Annotated in this window: 23 protein-coding genes; all 23 read right to left on the bottom strand. The window is 41.8% G+C overall.

Going from position 1 to position 11,706, the window contains the following annotated elements:
• Positions 1-9: 9 nt before the first annotated feature.
• Positions 10-1,305 carry a preprotein translocase subunit SecY gene (secY, locus tag NZD81_RS20655; RefSeq protein ID WP_014662535.1) on the bottom strand — a complete coding sequence of 432 codons (1,296 nt, stop codon included), beginning with the start codon at positions 1,303-1,305 and terminating at the stop codon, positions 10-12.
• 1 nt (position 1,306) lies between these two features.
• A complete protein-coding gene (rplO, locus tag NZD81_RS20650; RefSeq protein ID WP_014662534.1) occupies positions 1,307-1,747 on the bottom strand; it encodes a 50S ribosomal protein L15 in 441 nt (146 codons plus the stop codon).
• 30 nt (positions 1,748-1,777) lie between these two features.
• Complete coding sequence (rpmD, locus tag NZD81_RS20645) at positions 1,778-1,957, bottom strand: 50S ribosomal protein L30 (RefSeq protein WP_003156497.1); 180 nt, start codon at positions 1,955-1,957, stop codon at positions 1,778-1,780.
• 13 nt (positions 1,958-1,970) lie between these two features.
• Positions 1,971-2,471 carry a 30S ribosomal protein S5 gene (gene rpsE / locus NZD81_RS20640; RefSeq protein WP_003328273.1) on the bottom strand — a complete coding sequence of 167 codons (501 nt, stop codon included), beginning with the start codon at positions 2,469-2,471 and terminating at the stop codon, positions 1,971-1,973.
• A gap of 24 nt (positions 2,472-2,495) precedes the next feature.
• Positions 2,496-2,858 (bottom strand): 50S ribosomal protein L18, encoded by a 363-nt coding sequence (rplR, locus tag NZD81_RS20635; RefSeq protein ID WP_003225816.1) that lies wholly within the window; start codon positions 2,856-2,858, stop codon positions 2,496-2,498.
• Positions 2,859-2,890: 32 nt separating this feature from the next.
• Positions 2,891-3,430, bottom strand: a complete 540-nt coding sequence (gene rplF, locus NZD81_RS20630) for a 50S ribosomal protein L6 (RefSeq protein ID WP_014662533.1) — start codon at positions 3,428-3,430, stop codon at positions 2,891-2,893.
• Positions 3,431-3,459: 29 nt separating this feature from the next.
• Positions 3,460-3,858, bottom strand: a complete 399-nt coding sequence (gene rpsH / locus NZD81_RS20625) for a 30S ribosomal protein S8 (RefSeq protein ID WP_003241998.1) — start codon at positions 3,856-3,858, stop codon at positions 3,460-3,462.
• A gap of 31 nt (positions 3,859-3,889) precedes the next feature.
• Entirely contained in the window at positions 3,890-4,075 is a 186-nt protein-coding gene (rpsN, locus tag NZD81_RS20620) for a 30S ribosomal protein S14 (protein WP_003156488.1), read from the bottom strand.
• A gap of 22 nt (positions 4,076-4,097) precedes the next feature.
• Positions 4,098-4,637, bottom strand: coding sequence for a 50S ribosomal protein L5 (rplE, locus tag NZD81_RS20615; RefSeq protein WP_003225809.1), 540 nt, complete (start codon positions 4,635-4,637; stop codon positions 4,098-4,100).
• A gap of 26 nt (positions 4,638-4,663) precedes the next feature.
• Positions 4,664-4,975: a 50S ribosomal protein L24 gene (gene rplX, locus NZD81_RS20610; protein WP_003156486.1), complete on the bottom strand. Its 312-nt coding sequence runs from the start codon at positions 4,973-4,975 to the stop codon at positions 4,664-4,666.
• Positions 4,976-5,011: 36 nt separating this feature from the next.
• Positions 5,012-5,380 carry a 50S ribosomal protein L14 gene (gene rplN, locus NZD81_RS20605; protein ID WP_003225805.1) on the bottom strand — a complete coding sequence of 123 codons (369 nt, stop codon included), beginning with the start codon at positions 5,378-5,380 and terminating at the stop codon, positions 5,012-5,014.
• A gap of 40 nt (positions 5,381-5,420) precedes the next feature.
• Entirely contained in the window at positions 5,421-5,684 is a 264-nt protein-coding gene (rpsQ, locus tag NZD81_RS20600; RefSeq protein WP_003225804.1) for a 30S ribosomal protein S17, read from the bottom strand.
• Between the two features lie 22 nt (positions 5,685-5,706).
• On the bottom strand, positions 5,707-5,907 hold the full coding sequence (gene rpmC / locus NZD81_RS20595) for a 50S ribosomal protein L29 (RefSeq protein WP_003156482.1): 201 nt from the start codon (positions 5,905-5,907) through the stop codon (positions 5,707-5,709).
• Positions 5,897-6,331: a 50S ribosomal protein L16 gene (gene rplP, locus NZD81_RS20590; RefSeq protein ID WP_003225801.1), complete on the bottom strand. Its 435-nt coding sequence runs from the start codon at positions 6,329-6,331 to the stop codon at positions 5,897-5,899. Before rplP ends, rpmC begins: the two co-directional genes overlap by 11 nt.
• Before the next feature lies 1 nt (position 6,332).
• Complete coding sequence (gene rpsC / locus NZD81_RS20585) at positions 6,333-6,989, bottom strand: 30S ribosomal protein S3 (RefSeq protein ID WP_003242001.1); 657 nt, start codon at positions 6,987-6,989, stop codon at positions 6,333-6,335.
• Positions 6,990-6,992: 3 nt separating this feature from the next.
• Complete coding sequence (gene rplV, locus NZD81_RS20580; protein ID WP_014662532.1) at positions 6,993-7,334, bottom strand: 50S ribosomal protein L22; 342 nt, start codon at positions 7,332-7,334, stop codon at positions 6,993-6,995.
• 16 nt (positions 7,335-7,350) lie between these two features.
• The gene (gene rpsS, locus NZD81_RS20575; protein WP_003156472.1) at positions 7,351-7,629 is read right to left on the bottom strand and encodes a 30S ribosomal protein S19; all 279 of its coding nucleotides are present in this window, start codon (positions 7,627-7,629) and stop codon (positions 7,351-7,353) included.
• A 57-nt stretch (positions 7,630-7,686) separates the two neighbouring features.
• A complete protein-coding gene (rplB, locus tag NZD81_RS20570; protein ID WP_003225795.1) occupies positions 7,687-8,520 on the bottom strand; it encodes a 50S ribosomal protein L2 in 834 nt (277 codons plus the stop codon).
• Positions 8,521-8,551: 31 nt separating this feature from the next.
• Positions 8,552-8,839 (bottom strand): 50S ribosomal protein L23, encoded by a 288-nt coding sequence (gene rplW / locus NZD81_RS20565; protein WP_003156467.1) that lies wholly within the window; start codon positions 8,837-8,839, stop codon positions 8,552-8,554.
• The gene (rplD, locus tag NZD81_RS20560; protein WP_003225792.1) at positions 8,839-9,462 is read right to left on the bottom strand and encodes a 50S ribosomal protein L4; all 624 of its coding nucleotides are present in this window, start codon (positions 9,460-9,462) and stop codon (positions 8,839-8,841) included. The genes rplW and rplD overlap by 1 nt, the downstream gene beginning before the upstream one ends.
• Positions 9,463-9,489: 27 nt before the next feature.
• Complete coding sequence (rplC, locus tag NZD81_RS20555) at positions 9,490-10,119, bottom strand: 50S ribosomal protein L3 (protein WP_014662531.1); 630 nt, start codon at positions 10,117-10,119, stop codon at positions 9,490-9,492.
• A 39-nt stretch (positions 10,120-10,158) separates the two neighbouring features.
• Positions 10,159-10,467 (bottom strand): 30S ribosomal protein S10, encoded by a 309-nt coding sequence (rpsJ, locus tag NZD81_RS20550; RefSeq protein ID WP_003156464.1) that lies wholly within the window; start codon positions 10,465-10,467, stop codon positions 10,159-10,161.
• A 236-nt stretch (positions 10,468-10,703) separates the two neighbouring features.
• Positions 10,704-11,660, bottom strand: coding sequence for an alpha/beta fold hydrolase (locus NZD81_RS20545; RefSeq protein WP_282373905.1), 957 nt, complete (start codon positions 11,658-11,660; stop codon positions 10,704-10,706).
• Positions 11,661-11,706 lie beyond the last annotated feature (46 nt).

Raw genomic sequence — 11,706 nt, 5'->3', positions numbered from 1 at the left:
CCATTTCCTCTAGTTTTTCATAAATCCACGGTAGTTTCGTTTCACCAACTGGCTTTCTAGTTGTTTCATTGTCTCCAAGGCTACCCCGACAACAATTAACAAAGATGTTCCGCCAATTTGTGCACTTTGAGGCAATCCAGCGAATTGAATGAAAAAGATAGGAAGAATGGAAATCACGGCTAAGAATATAGAACCCACAAACGTAAGTCGATACAAAATGCTCGTAATTCTATCTTGAGTCATTTTCCCTGGACGAACCCCCGGGATATAGCCACCCTGTTTTTTAAGGTTATCAGCCATTTGTTCAGGGTTTACCTGCACAAAAGCATAAAAGTACGTAAAGGCAATAATCAACGCAACATATATCGCCATACCCACCGGATGCGTATTATCAAAGTTGTTTTGAATCCACTTTGTCACATCGTTTGTTCCAAAGAATGACGCGATCGTCCGCGGCGTTATCAAAAACGCAACCGCAAAGATTACCGGAATAACCCCTGCAGGATTCACTTTCAATGGAAGGTGTGTAGACTGACCTCCGCCAGCAGGTGAACGACCTGTGCCTTTAGCATATTGAATCGCAATTTTCCGTACGGCTTGCTGAATGAAAATAACTCCAACAATAACTGCTAAAATCGCAATCACAAGAAGTGCGATTGTCACAATATGAATAAACAACTGATCGTTGCTGCCGACAAATTGAGTCTCATATATTTGCCCAATTGTTTTTGGAATACTAGACACAATCCCCGCGAAGATAATGATCGATATTCCGTTGCCTACTCCATGAGACGTAATTTGTTCCCCAAGCCACATTAAAAAGGCAGTTCCGCCAGTGAGCACTAAAGCAATAATAAGATATGTCGATACACCGGATTTTTCGATCAGCATACCGTTTGCCAGATTGTTGAATCCATAAGACATACCTAACGCCTGGATGAACCCAAGCACAATCGTAAAGTACCTTGTGAACTGAGCTAATTTACGGCGGCCAACTTCACCTTGCTTAGACCACTCGGTAAACTTCGGTACAACATCCATCTGAAGCAGCTGAATGATGATCGAAGCCGTGATATAAGGAGTAATTCCCATTGCAAAAATGGAAAATTGGTAAAGCGCACCGCCGCCAAATGTATTAAGGAGATCAAAAACACCCATTTGAGACTGTGCCTGTAACACTTCAGCGTTAACATAAGGCACAGGAATAAACGCACCTATGCGAAAGACGATAAGCATGAGTAAAGTGAATATGATTTTATTCCTGATATCACTCACACGCATAAAGTTGGAGATTGTTTTAAACAAGTTAGATCACCTCAGCTGTACCGCCAGCAGCTTCAACAGCTTCTTTCGCAGAAGCAGAGAATTTATTGGCTTTTACAGTTAATTTTTTCTCTAATTTACCGTTGCCAAGAATCTTTACTCCTGCATTAAGTTTGCTAATAACACCAGTCTCAAGAAGAAGTTCAGGAGTGACTTCCGTTCCTTCTGCAAAACCGTTCAATTTGTCTAGGTTGACTACAGTGTATTCCTTGCGGTTGATGTTAGTGAAACCGCGTTTAGGAAGACGTTGGAATAAAGGCATTTGTCCCCCCTCGAATCCAGGGCGTACACCGCCGCCAGAACGAGCGTTTTGACCTTTGTGACCTTTACCAGCTGTTTTACCGTTACCAGAACCAATACCACGACCTACGCGATTACGCGTTTTGCGTGAACCTTCTGAAGGTTTTAATTCATGAAGTTTCATTAGGACACCTCCTTATCCGATCAAATATTTTTATTGTTCTTTAACAGAAACTAAATGAGATACTTTATTAATCATGCCACGGATCGCAGCGTTGTCTTCATGAACAACAGTTTGGTTTGTTTTCTTTAAACCAAGTGTTCTTACAGTAACGCGTTGGTCTTCCGGGCGACCGATTACACTTCGTTTGAGGGTAATTTCTAATTTAGCCATTAATGTTCCCTCCTTATCCTAACAGTTCTTCTACAGATTTTCCACGAAGCTTCGCAACGTCTTCAGCACGTTTAAGTTCACTTAAACCTTGAAGTGTTGCACGAATCATGTTGATCGGTGTGTTAGAACCTAAAGACTTAGAAAGGATATCAGCTACACCAGCTAGCTCAAGTACCGCACGTACAGGGCCTCCAGCGATAACTCCAGTACCTTCAGAAGCAGGTTTTAACAAGATGTTACCTGCACCGAAACGTCCGATGATTTCGTGTGGAATTGTAGTTCCAACCATTGGTACTTCAATCAAATTCTTTTTCGCATCTTCAACAGCTTTGCGGATCGCTTCTGGTACTTCTTGTGCTTTACCAGTACCGAATCCTACGTGTCCGTTTTTGTCACCGACAACGACTAGAGCTGCGAAGCGGAAACGACGACCACCTTTAACAACTTTCGCTACGCGGTTAACCGTAACTAAGCGTTCTTCTAACTCTAATTTGCTTGGGTCAATACGACGCATAATCATGTGTCCCTCCTTCTTTTATTAAAATTTAAGTCCAGCTTCACGAGCGGCATCAGCTAAAGCTTTTACACGTCCATGGTATAAGTATCCGCCACGGTCAAATACTACGTCAGAAATGCCTTTTTCAGCAGCGCGTTTTGCAACTAATTCTCCAACTTTAGTAGCAGCAGAAGTATCTCCAGTGCTTTCAACGTTCAAGTCTTTATCGAGAGTAGATGCACTAGCAAGTGTTACACCATTTACATCATCGATGATTTGAGCGTAAATGTGCTTGTTAGAACGGAAAACGTTCAGACGCGGTCTTTCAGCAGTACCGGAAAGTTTAGCGCGAACACGAGCGTGTCTTTTAAGACGAGCAGCATTTTTGCTAGTTTTCGTAATCATCTAGGTCACTCCTTTCTTCACTTTAAGCGATCTTACTTAGCAGATTTACCTTCTTTACGGCGAACAACTTCACCTTCGTAGCGGATTCCTTTACCTTTGTAAGGCTCTGGAGAACGTACAGCGCGGATGTTAGCAGCAATAGCTCCTACACGTTCTTTGTCTGTACCTTTTACAACTACTTTAGTTTGAGAAGGAACTTCGATTTCGATGCCTTCTTCAGGAACGATCTCAACAGGATGAGAGTATCCAACGTTTAAAACAAGTTTATTTCCGGATTTAGAAGCACGGTAACCGACACCGACTAATTCCAAACCTCTTTCAAATCCTTTAGATACACCCTCAACCATGTTGCCAAGCAAACTGCGAGTCGTACCATGCAGGGCACGGTGCTCTTTTTGATCAGAAGGACGAACGACTGTAAGCACATTGTCCTCTACTTTAATCTCCATATCAGGGTGAAACGTACGAGTTAATTCTCCTTTTGGTCCTTTCACAGCTACAGTGTTGTTATCATTTAACGTTACTGTAACATCAGAAGGAATCTCAAGTAGCTTCTTACCTACACGAGACATACCAAACACCTCCATTCATGATAAACTTCTTACCAAACGTATGCTAGAACTTCTCCACCAGCTTGTTTTGCACGGGCTTCTTTGTCCGTTAAAACACCTTGTGATGTAGAAATAATCGCGATTCCAAGACCGTTAAGTACGCGAGGTACTTCATTAGATTTAGCATAAACACGCAAACCAGGCTTGCTGATTCTTTTAAGACCAGTGATAACGCGCTCGTTGTTTTGTCCGTATTTCAAGAAAACGCGGATGATACCTTGTTTGCTGTCTTCTACGAACTCAACGTCACGAATGAAACCTTCACGCTTTAAAATTTCAGCAATTTCTCTTTTCAATTTAGAAGCAGGAATTTCAAGCTTCTCATGACGTACCATGTTTGCATTGCGAATACGAGTTAGCATATCTGCAATTGGATCTGTCATAACCATTATATAATTACCTCCTTCCCTTTCTTGGGGATTACCAGCTGGCTTTTTTCACGCCAGGAATTTGTCCTTTATATGCAAGCTCACGGAAACAAATACGGCAAAGTTTAAATTTACGAATGACTGAATGCGGACGTCCGCAGCGTTCACAGCGTGTGTACTCTTGTACTTTAAACTTTGGTGTACGTTGTTGTTTCGCAATCATAGACTTTTTAGCCACGATTTCGCCTCCCTTTCATTGATTATTTCTGGAACGGCATACCTACTTGAGTTAATAGCTCACGAGCTTCTTCGTCAGTATTAGCAGTTGTTACGATAACGATGTCCATTCCTCGAACCTTTGTTACTTTATCGTAGTCAATTTCAGGGAAGATTAACTGTTCTTTGATACCAAGTGTGTAGTTACCGCGACCGTCGAAAGATTTTTTAGAAACCCCGCGGAAGTCACGTACACGCGGTAAAGATACAGAAATAAGTTTATCAAGGAAATCATACATGCGCTCTCCGCGAAGAGTTACTTTCGCACCGATAGGCATTCCCTCACGAAGACGGAATCCAGCAATTGATTTCTTCGCACGAGTAACGACAGGTTTTTGACCTGCGATAAACGTTAATTCTTCAACAGCACTGTCGATTGCTTTTGCGTTTTGAACAGCGTCACCAACACCCATGTTGATTACGATTTTTTCGATTTTAGGCACTTGCATGACTGAATCATAGTTGAATTTAGTCATTAAAGCAGGTGCAATTTCTTTATTGTACTTTTCTTTAAGGCGGTTCATGAGATAGACCTCCCTTCCTTTTAATACTATTTATCTAGAACTTGCCCAGATTTTTTTGCTACACGAACTTTTTTGCCATCTTCCACTTTGTATCCTACGCGAGTCACTTCACCTGTTTTAGGATCGAGCGGCATAACGTTTGATACATGAATTGGCGCCTCTTGATTAGAAATACCGCCTTGAGGGTTAGCTTGAGTTGGTTTAGAGTGTTTCTTTACCATGTTAACACCTTCAACTAAAACGCGGTCCTTTTTAGGGAAAGCAGCAAGGATTGTTCCTTGTTTGCCTTTATCTTTACCAGAGATAACCATAACTTTATCGCCTTTTTTTACATGCATCCTGATCGCACCTCCTTGAGTAAGGCATTTATTTCATTAGATAACTTCTGGAGCTAGAGAAACAATTTTCATAAAGTTGTTTTCACGCAATTCACGAGCAACTGGTCCGAAGATACGAGTTCCGCGTGGGCTCTTGTCGTCACGGATGATAACACATGCATTCTCATCGAAGCTGATGTATGAACCATCACTTCTGCGCGCTCCGCTTTTAGTGCGAACGATAACAGCTTTTACGACTTCACCTTTTTTGACAACGCCTCCTGGTGTTGCTTGTTTAACCGTGCAAACAATTACATCACCAATGTTAGCTGTTTTACGTCCAGAACCACCAAGAACTTTAATAGTAAGTACTTCACGTGCGCCAGAGTTGTCAGCTACTTTTAAACGAGTCTCTTGTTGAATCATTATTTGTTACCTCCCTTCGGAAAAAGAATTCCGAACTTTATTAGATAATAACAGCTTCTTCGACAACTTCAACTAGACGGAAACGCTTAGTTGCAGACAATGGACGAGTTTCCATAATCTTAACGATGTCACCGATTTTAGCTTGATTATTTTCATCATGTGCTTTGAATTTTTTTGAGTATTTTACGCGTTTACCGTAAAGTGTATGTTTTTTGTATGTCTCAACAACAACAGTGATGGTTTTATCCATTTTGTCAGAAACAACACGGCCTTGGTAAACCTTGCGTTGGTTACGTTCGCTCATGCTCACGACCTCCCCTCAGTGATTATTTATTAGCAGCAATTTCTCTTTCACGAATCACAGTTTTCATGCGCGCGATAGCTTTGCGCACTTCACGAATGCGAGCAGTATTTTCAAGTTGTCCTGTCGCTAATTGAAAGCGAAGATTGAAAAGTTCTTCTTTAAGAGACTTTACTTTTTGTTCAATTTCAGCAGTGGTAAGGTCACGAATTTCATTAGCTTTCATTTGATTCACCACCAATTTCTTCACGTTTTACGAACTTCGTTTTAATTGGCAATTTGTGAGATGCAAGACGAAGCGCTTCACGAGCAACCTCTTCAGACACACCAGAAATCTCAAATAAAACTTTGCCCGGTTTTACAACAGCTACCCAACCTTCTGGAGCCCCTTTACCGGATCCCATACGTACCTCAAGTGGTTTAGCAGTGTAAGGTTTAGAAGGGAAAATTTTGATCCAAACTTTACCGCCACGTTTCATGTAACGAGTCATCGCAATACGTGCAGCTTCGATTTGACGGTTAGTGATCCAAGAAGCTTCAAGAGCTTGGATACCGAATTCACCGAAATGTACTTCAGTACCGCCTTTCGCACGGCCACGCATTTTTCCGCGATGCTCTCTGCGATATTTAACGCGTTTTGGTAATAACATATTATTTTCCTCCTTCCTCAGTTTTCTTCTTAGTAGGAAGAACCTCTCCACGATAGATCCAGACTTTCACACCAAGCTTACCGTAAGTAGTATCAGCTTCAGATGTTGCATAGTCAATGTCCGCACGTAATGTGTGCAATGGAACAGTTCCTTCACTGTAGTATTCAGAACGAGCGATATCTGCACCGCCAAGACGACCAGAAACCATTGTTTTCACACCTTGTGCTCCAGCACGCATAGTACGTTGGATTTGTTGTTTCTGCGCACGGCGGAAAGAAACACGGTTTTCTAATTGACGAGCGATGTTGTCAGCAACTAGCTGTGCATCAAGATCTGCTCTTTTGATTTCAAGAATGTTAATGTGTACACGCTTGCCAGTAAGGCTGTTAAGGGCTTTGCGAAGTGCTTCGACTTCAGAACCGCCTTTACCGATAACCATACCAGGCTTAGCTGTGTGGATCGTAATGTTAACGCGGTTTGCTGCACGCTCGATTTCTACTTTAGAAACAGAAGCGTCAGAAAGGCGTTTGCTAATGTATTCACGAATTTTTAAATCTTCGTGCAGGAAGTCAGCGTAATCTTTACCAGCGTACCACTTAGATTCCCAATCACGAATGACTCCGATACGAAGACCGACTGGATTTACCTTTTGACCCACTACTTATCCCTCCTTCTTTTCTGATACAACGATTGTAATGTGGCTCGTACGTTTGTTGATTTGGCTCGCACGTCCCATAGCACGTGGGCGGAATCTTTTTAACGTAGGGCCTTCGTCAACGAATGCTTGAGAAATAACCAGGTTGTTAACGTCCATTTCATAGTTATGCTCAGCATTTGCAATAGCGGATTTTAATACTTTCTCGATAATTGGAGAAGCAGCTCTTGGTGTAAGGTTCAAGATTGATACTGCCTCACCTACTTGCTTGCCTCGAATCAGGTCCATTACTAGACGTGCTTTACGAGGAGCAATACGGACTGTTCTTGCAACAGCTTTAGCTTGCATTTAAAAGCCTCCTCTCTTAGCGTCTTGTTTTTTTGTCATCACTAGCATGACCTTTGTACGTACGAGTTGGAGCGAATTCACCCAACTTGTGCCCTACCATATCTTCAGAGATGAATACAGGCACGTGTTTACGTCCGTCATAGACTGCGATTGTGTGACCAATAAACTGTGGGAAAATAGTAGAACGACGAGACCAAGTTTTTACGACTTGTTTCTTGTCTGTTTCATTTAATTTCTCGATTTTAGTCATCAAGTGTCCATCGACAAATGGTCCTTTTTTTAAGCTGCGAGCCATTTTGGAACCTCCCTTCGTGATTGCACTACGGTCCGAAAAGAACCGTAGACAACCCCGTTATTTATTTTTACGACGACGTACGATAAATTTATCGGATTTGTTCTTTTTCTTACGAGTCTTGAATCCAAGAGTTGGTTTACCCCATGGAGACATTGGTGATTTACGTCCGATTGGCGCACGTCCTTCACCACCACCGTGTGGGTGATCGTTAGGGTTCATTACAGAACCACGAACTGTAGGACGGATGCCTTTCCAGCGAGAACGTCCAGCTTTACCAATGTTGATAAGTTCGTGCTGTTCGTTACCTACTTGACCGATAGAAGCACGGCAAGCAGAAAGGATCATGCGAACTTCACCAGAGTTAAGACGTACAAGAACGTATTTACCTTCTTTACCAAGAACCTGAGCAGATGTACCAGCTGAACGTACAAGCTGTCCGCCTTTACCAGGTTTTAATTCAATGTTATGCACAACTGTACCAACAGGGATGTTGATAAGTGGAAGTGCATTACCTACTTTAATGTCAGCTTCAGGACCTGACATGATTTCAGTACCCACTTGAATTCCTTTAGGAGCAAGAATGTAACGTTTTTCTCCGTCTGCATAGTTGATTAGAGCGATGTTAGCTGAACGGTTTGGATCGTATTCAACTGTAGCAACGCGTCCAGGTATACCATCTTTATCGCGTTTGAAGTCGATAACACGGTATTGGCGTTTATGTCCGCCACCTTGGTGACGTACAGTCAATTTACCTTGGTTGTTACGTCCGCCTTTTTTGTGAAGGGGAGCAAGCAAGGATTTTTCCGGCTTGTCAGTCGTGATTTCAGCAAAATCTGAAGTTGTCATGCCACGACGTCCATTAGAGGTCGGTTTATACTTTTTAATCGCCATTTTGAATTTCCCTCCTTCTTTTTACAGATAATTAAGCTTCAAAAATTTCGATTTCTTTGCTGTCTGCAGTAAGTTTTACGATCGCTTTTCTGCGACGGCTAGTCATACCAGTGTAGCGTCCAACACGTTTTGATTTACCTTTGTAGTTCATGATGTTGACTTTGTCAACTTTCACTCCAAAGATGCTTTCAACCGCGTCTTTCACTTCTGTTTTGTTAGCTCTTACATCAACTTCAAAAGTATATTTCTTTTCAGTCATTAAATCAGCAGAACGTTCAGTAATGACGGGGCGCTTTAGAACATCACGAGGATCTTTCATTATGCAAGCACCTCCTCTACTTTTTCAACCGCTGCTTTTGTAATCAGAAGCTTCTCGTGGTTGACAACGTCTAAAACGTTGATTCCGTTAGCTTCAACAACAGTAACTCCAGGAATGTTACGAGCAGATAAAGCTACTGCTTCGTTTGCATCCGCAGTTACGATTAAAGCTTTTTTCTCAACAGATAATCCTTTAAGGATAGCTGCCATTTCTTTTGTTTTAGCCGTATCAAGAGTAAGATCTTCAAGAACGATGATGTTGTTGTCGTTCACTTTAGAAGACAATACTGATTTGATTGCCAAGCGGCGAACTTTTTTAGGTAATTTATAAGAATAGCTGCGTGGTGTTGGGCCGAATACGACACCACCTCCGCGCCATTGCGGTGAACGGATTGAACCTTGACGGGCACGTCCAGTACCTTTTTGACGCCATGGTTTACGACCTCCGCCGCGTACTTCAGAACGATTTTTTACTTTGTGAGTTCCTTGACGTAAGGAAGCTCTTTGCATAAGAATAGCGTCGAATACAACACTCTCATTTGGTTCGATACCAAATACAGAAGCATTTAATTCGATGTCACCAGCAGTAGAACCGTTTTGGTTGTATAATGCTACTTTTGGCATGATCAATTTCCTCCTTTCCTAAGAGAGTTATTTAGATTTAACAGCACTTTTAACAGTGATTAAAGTTTTCTTCGCACCAGGTACGTTACCTTTGATCAAAAGAAGATTGCGTTCTGCATCAACTTTTACGATTTCAAGGTTTTGAACAGTGATTTGCTCTCCGCCCATACGTCCAGGTAATAATTTACCTTTGAATACACGGTTAGGATCTACAGGTCCCATTGAACCAGGACGACGGTGGTAGCGTGAACCGTGAGACATAGGTCCGCGAGATTGTCCATGGCGCTTGATCGCACCTTGGAAACCTTTACCTTTAGATACTCCTGTTACATCTACGATTTCTCCAGCAGAGAAAATTTCAACCTTGACTTCCTGACCAACTTCATACGCATCCATTTCCACTCCGCGTAATTCTTTAACGAAGCGCTTAGGAGCAGTTTCCGCTTTTGCAACGTGCCCTTTTTCAGGTTTGTTAGAAAGCTTTTCACGCTTGTCGTCAAAACCAAGCTGGATTGCTTCGTAACCGTCGTTTTCAGCTGTTTTCTTTTGAAGAACAACGTTTGGAGCAGCCTCGATAACAGTTACCGGAATAAGATCACCGTTCTCAGCGAATACTTGCGTCATACCAATTTTTCTTCCTAAGATTCCTTTGGTCATTCGTCACACCTCCTATTAAGATCATTCTATATTTTAGAATTAAAGTTTAATTTCGATATCGACACCAGATGGTAAGTCTAATCGCATAAGAGCATCAACAGTTTGTGGTGTTGGGTTCACAATGTCGATTAAACGTTTATGTGTACGCATTTCAAATTGCTCACGAGAATCTTTGTATTTGTGCACCGCACGAAGGATTGTGTAAACTGATTTTTCAGTTGGCAACGGAATCGGACCAGATACGCTGGCACCAGAACGTTTTGCCGTTTCAACAATCTTCTCTGCAGATTGATCAAGGATTCTATGATCATATGCTTTCAAACGAATACGAATTTTTTGTTTTGCCATTATTTTCCCTCCTTTTCGCCTACATCACGTTAGACAGTTCTCCGTGAGAAAAACCTGAACACCTTGCCATGGCAAAGCGGCCGGGTGTGTCAGCAACCTCTCACTTCATCGCAGTCAAAGACCAACATACACCATTATACAGAAAATAGGCGTATGTTGCAAGACTTATTTAAAATATGCATGGTTTGCACACTTTTTATATTATACAGGGGTTTTTCTTATTTATCAAGGACCTATCATAAATGGTACCGTGCATGACGACTTAGTGTGCTAGCGAATAATGACGGCTCTTCAATATGCGGGGTATGAGCTGAATTCTCAAATTGAATCCAGCGCTTTTCGGGCGCCACAAGTTCTTGATAATACTGTTTCGATATTTCAGCTGGAACAATCAAGTCATGTTTCCCTGAAATGAAAACACACGGTACTTTAATAGAAGGAACAGATCTAAAAGCATTAAACCTGTACAACTCATCTGTTAAATGTTTTTTGCTGAAGCGCAGTCCATTGAGGACGCTATGAATGTTTCGCACACCATACTCATTACCAGTAAGCATTTGAAATAAAACAGCAAGAGAATGTCGATGCAGGCGAGTGAATCCTCCTCTGCTTACCTCAACGCAAAATCGATAAATAAGATGCTGGATATCCTGCTTCCAAGGCGGAGCACCAATGAAACGTGTTAGCAAAGATAATATGCTGGCTTTTTTTTCTTCAGAAGTTTTACGAATATGTCGATAAGCAGTTGATTCTTCATCGTGAGGACTGACAACCTGACTGATTCCATAATAAGCGTAAAACAAGTCCGGGCGCTGCTGCACTACATAAAGCGCCAGCATTGACCCCCAAGAATGACCGGCCAGATATAGTTTTGTTTTTGAAAAGTGAGCTAAGAGCCATTGAGTGACATGGATTGTATCTTTAATGAAGTGATTTATTGTCATGGAGTGTTGGGAAATTCGTTTAGAATATGAAAGCCCTGATCCTCTCTGATCCCAATGAACTACAGTGAAATACCGTTCCAGCTCTTTTTGATAATGTCTAATGTATCCGATTTGCGGCGTTCCCGGCCCGCCATGTAAAAAAAGCAGCAATGGATTTTCAACATCAGCTCCATTAATCATCAGCATTTGCTTTGTATTTCCAATGCTCAGTTCTTTCATGATTGCGATTGATCTCTTTTCAGGAATCATAGATAGTAGCCCCTCGAATATGATAGATCCTATTATACAAGAAAAA

Source organism: Bacillus sp. B.PNR1, from assembly GCF_030386235.1.
Lineage (GTDB): Bacteria > Bacillota > Bacilli > Bacillales > Bacillaceae > Bacillus > Bacillus stercoris.
The sequence above is the reverse complement of the archived record's forward strand: the minus strand, read 5'-3'. Positions and strand labels throughout refer to the sequence as shown.

Bases quoted from the DNA above. Each gene is read 5' to 3' on its own strand.
- rplO (WP_014662534.1), bottom strand. From the start codon at position 1,747: ATGAAACTTCATGAATTAAAACCTTCAGAAGGTTCACGCAAAACGCGT.
- rpmD (WP_003156497.1), bottom strand. From the start codon at position 1,957: ATGGCTAAATTAGAAATTACCCTCAAACGAAGTGTAATCGGTCGCCCG.
- rpsE (WP_003328273.1), bottom strand. From the start codon at position 2,471: ATGCGTCGTATTGACCCAAGCAAATTAGAGTTAGAAGAACGCTTAGTT.
- rplR (WP_003225816.1), bottom strand. From the start codon at position 2,858: ATGATTACGAAAACTAGCAAAAATGCTGCTCGTCTTAAAAGACACGCT.
- rplF (WP_014662533.1), bottom strand. From the start codon at position 3,430: ATGTCTCGTGTAGGTAAGAAGCTACTTGAGATTCCTTCTGATGTTACA.
- rpsH (WP_003241998.1), bottom strand. From the start codon at position 3,858: ATGGTTATGACAGATCCAATTGCAGATATGCTAACTCGTATTCGCAAT.
- rplE (WP_003225809.1), bottom strand. From the start codon at position 4,637: ATGAACCGCCTTAAAGAAAAGTACAATAAAGAAATTGCACCTGCTTTA.
- rplX (WP_003156486.1), bottom strand. From the start codon at position 4,975: ATGCATGTAAAAAAAGGCGATAAAGTTATGGTTATCTCTGGTAAAGAT.
- rplN (WP_003225805.1), bottom strand. From the start codon at position 5,380: ATGATTCAACAAGAGACTCGTTTAAAAGTAGCTGACAACTCTGGCGCA.
- rpsQ (WP_003225804.1), bottom strand. From the start codon at position 5,684: ATGAGCGAACGTAACCAACGCAAGGTTTACCAAGGCCGTGTTGTTTCT.
- rpmC (WP_003156482.1), bottom strand. From the start codon at position 5,907: ATGAAAGCTAATGAAATTCGTGACCTTACCACTGCTGAAATTGAACAA.
- rplP (WP_003225801.1), bottom strand. From the start codon at position 6,331: ATGTTATTACCAAAACGCGTTAAATATCGCAGAGAGCATCGCGGAAAA.
- rplV (WP_014662532.1), bottom strand. From the start codon at position 7,334: ATGCAAGCTAAAGCTGTTGCAAGAACAGTCCGTATTGCTCCTCGTAAA.
- rpsS (WP_003156472.1), bottom strand. From the start codon at position 7,629: ATGGCTCGCAGCTTAAAAAAAGGACCATTTGTCGATGGACACTTGATG.
- rplB (WP_003225795.1), bottom strand. From the start codon at position 8,520: ATGGCGATTAAAAAGTATAAACCGACCTCTAATGGACGTCGTGGCATG.
- rplW (WP_003156467.1), bottom strand. From the start codon at position 8,839: ATGAAAGATCCTCGTGATGTTCTAAAGCGCCCCGTCATTACTGAACGT.
- rplD (WP_003225792.1), bottom strand. From the start codon at position 9,462: ATGCCAAAAGTAGCATTATACAACCAAAACGGTTCTACTGCTGGTGAC.
- rplC (WP_014662531.1), bottom strand. From the start codon at position 10,119: ATGACCAAAGGAATCTTAGGAAGAAAAATTGGTATGACGCAAGTATTC.
- rpsJ (WP_003156464.1), bottom strand. From the start codon at position 10,467: ATGGCAAAACAAAAAATTCGTATTCGTTTGAAAGCATATGATCATAGA.
- NZD81_RS20545 (WP_282373905.1), bottom strand. From the start codon at position 11,660: ATGATTCCTGAAAAGAGATCAATCGCAATCATGAAAGAACTGAGCATT.